The organism is Erwinia sp. (genome assembly GCF_049696395.1).
GTDB lineage: Bacteria > Pseudomonadota > Gammaproteobacteria > Enterobacterales > Enterobacteriaceae > Erwinia.
The window spans coordinates 1-3,038 of the sequence record NZ_JBAVTT010000018.1; the positions used below are offsets into that span (position 1 = coordinate 1).

General features: G+C 53.8%; 2 protein-coding genes and 1 pseudogene. All 3 read left to right on the top strand.

What is annotated here, in order from left to right; translation table 11 throughout:
• The coding region (locus WCC56_RS02560) for a transketolase family protein (protein ID WP_424690877.1) at nucleotides 1–1,305 on the top strand (1,305 nt) is incomplete at its 5' end.
• A gap of 293 nt (nucleotides 1,306–1,598) precedes the next feature.
• The gene (gene epd, locus WCC56_RS02565; protein WP_424690878.1) at nucleotides 1,599–2,618 is read left to right on the top strand and encodes an erythrose-4-phosphate dehydrogenase; all 1,020 of its coding nucleotides are present in this window, start codon (nucleotides 1,599–1,601) and stop codon (nucleotides 2,616–2,618) included.
• A 50-nt stretch (nucleotides 2,619–2,668) separates the two neighbouring features.
• Nucleotides 2,669–3,038: pseudogene (gene pgk, locus WCC56_RS02570) on the top strand (phosphoglycerate kinase); the annotation flags it as partial.

The following is a 3,038-nucleotide window of genomic DNA, read 5'->3' on the forward strand; positions in this document are numbered from 1 at the left end:
GAAGCGAAAGCGGTTAGCGACAAGCCTTCCCTGTTGATGTGCAAAACCGTGATCGGTTTTGGCTCACCAAACAAAGCGGGCACGCATGATTCACACGGCGCACCGCTGGGTGATGACGAAGTGGCACTGACCCGTAAGCAGCTGGGCTGGAACCACGCGCCGTTCGAAATCCCACAGGATATCTACGCGCAATGGGATGCTAAAGAAGCGGGTCAGGCGAAAGAATCAGCCTGGGACCAGAAGTTTGCTGCTTACGCTAAAGCTCACCCGGAGCTGGCGGAAGAGTTCAAACGCCGCATGGGCAACGAGCTGCCAGCTAACTGGCAGGCAGAGTCGCAGAAGTTCATCGAACAGCTGCAGGCTAACCCAGCGAAAATCGCCAGCCGTAAAGCTTCCCAGAACAGCCTGGAAGCCTTCGGTAAGCTGCTGCCAGAATATCTGGGCGGCTCCGCTGATCTGGCACCAAGCAACCTGACCATGTGGTCTGGTTCTAAGCCAATCAACGAAGATCACGCCGGTAACTACATCCATTACGGTGTGCGTGAATTTGGTATGACCGCCATCGCTAACGGTATCACCCTGCACGGCGGCTTCCTGCCTTACACCGCAACCTTCCTGATGTTTGTGGAATACGCGCGTAACGCTGCCCGTATGGCTGCGCTGATGAAAATCCGTCAGGTGATGGTCTACACCCACGATTCAATCGGTCTGGGTGAAGATGGTCCAACGCACCAGCCGGTAGAACAGATGGCAAGCCTGCGTGTCACCCCGAACATGAGCCTGTGGCGTCCCTGTGATCAGGTGGAATCTGCAGTTGCCTGGAAATACGCTATCGAGCGCTTCGACGGCCCAACAGCCCTGATCTTCTCCCGTCAGAACCTGGCGCAACAGGATCGTACTGCTGAGCAGCTGGCTAATGTCGCTCGCGGGGGTTACGTGCTGAAAGACTGTGAAGGTCAGCCAGAAGTGATCCTGATCGCTACCGGTTCAGAAGTGGAACTGGCTGTGGGCGCGTATGACAAGCTGACCTCTGAAGGCCGTAAGGCTCGCGTTGTGTCTATGCCGTCTACCGACGCATTCGACAAACAGGATGCTGCTTACCGTGAAGCGGTTCTGCCGAAAGCGGTCAGCGCACGTGTGGCGATTGAAGCCGGCATTGCTGATTACTGGTTCAAATACACCGGTCTGAACGGCGCAATCATCGGGATGACCACCTTCGGTGAGTCTGCTCCTGCTGAGCAGCTGTTTGAAATGTTTGGCTTCACCGTGGATAACGTGGTCGCTAAAGCTAAAGAACTGCTGTAAGCCCAATGGGGCGGGATTGCTTCCGCCCCGTTTTCCTTTTTCCGCCGTCACCCCAGGCCGTGGAATTTTCCAAATCTGTGACTTAGATCTAAAGATTGTCGCAGCAATTGATCCTCGTCATTCCTATTATTCCGCCATTCTATTATTCTAGCTGAACCGTTTCAGTTTGCGCAGGCACTGAAGATATACGGGCTTGGTACAGTTTTTCTGATGCAAGAATTCCCTGTACAAATTTGGACGTCTGGCTCAGGCTAACGCACCAGTTTTACACCGAATTCGGATGCAGGAGTGATATGACGGTTCGCATTGCCATAAACGGTTTTGGTCGCATCGGGCGCAACGTTCTGCGCGCTCTTTATGAAACCGGACGTCGTGCAGAGATCACCGTGGTAGCCATCAATGAGCTGGCTGATGCGGCAGGAATGGCGCATTTACTGAAGTACGATACCAGCCACGGGCGATTTGCCTGGGATGTTCGCCAGGAGCGGGATCTGCTGTGGGTGGGCGAAGATACTCTTCGTCTGCTGCATCGTGCGGAAATAGGCGATCTGCCCTGGCAGGAGCTGAATGTGGATGTGGTGCTGGATTGTACCGGCGTGTACGGCAGCCGCGAAGATGGCGAGGCCCATCTGGCCGCTGGCGCGAAAAAAGTGCTGTTCTCCCATCCTGGCGGAAATGACCTGGATGCCACCGTGGTTTACGGTGTGAATGAGAAAGAGCTGCAGCCGGACCATCTGATCGTCTCCAATGCTTCCTGCACCACCAACTGTATTATTCCTGTGATTAAATTGCTGGATGACGCGTATGGCATTGAGTCGGGTACGGTCACCACGATCCACTCTGCCATGCACGATCAGCAGGTGATCGACGCTTACCATCCTGATCTGCGACGGACTCGCGCAGCCAGCCAGTCGATCATTCCGGTAGATACTCGTCTTGCCGCGGGCATTACTCGTATTTTTCCTAAATTTAACGACCGCTTTGAAGCTATAGCTGTCCGTGTTCCCACTATAAACGTGACTGCGATTGATTTGAGCGTCAGCGTGAGGAAGGCGGTGCAGGCGTGCGAGGTTAATGCCTTGTTGCGAAACGCGTCAGAAGGGGCATTTAGTGGTATAGTTGACTATACGGAATTACCGTTAGTCTCCATAGATTTTAACCATGATCCGCACAGTGCCATAGTGGACGGCACGCAGACGCGGGTCAGCGGTCAGCACCTGATCAAGACACTTGTCTGGTGCGACAACGAGTGGGGCTTTGCTAACCGAATGATTGATACGACGTTAGCGATGGCCGCAACCGGTTTCAGGTAGGGCGCGGTTTGCGCCTGTCAAAACTTAGAGAATCAACGAGAGGATTCACCATGTCTGTAATTAAGATGACCGATCTGGATCTTGCTGGCAAACGCGTACTTATACGTTCTGATTTGAACGTGCCAGTGAAAGACGGGAAAGTGACGTCGGATGCACGTATCCGTGCCTCATTGCCGACCATCGAAGCGGCGTTGAAGCAGGGCGCGAAAGTGATGGTTACCTCCCATCTTGGTCGCCCGACTGAAGGTGAATACAACGAGGAGTTCTCGCTCCTGCCAGTTGTTAACTATCTGAAAGACAAACTCTCTTCTCCTGTTCGCCTGGCGAAAGACTATCTTGACGGTCTGGACATTGCCGAAGGTGAGCTGGTCGTGCTGGAAAACGTTCGCTTTAACAAAGGCGAAAAGAAAGACGACGAAG

Coding starts and splice junctions, on each gene's coding strand:
- epd (WP_424690878.1), top strand. CDS start 1,599: ATGACGGTTCGCATTGCCATAAACGGTTTTGGTCGCATCGGGCGCAAC.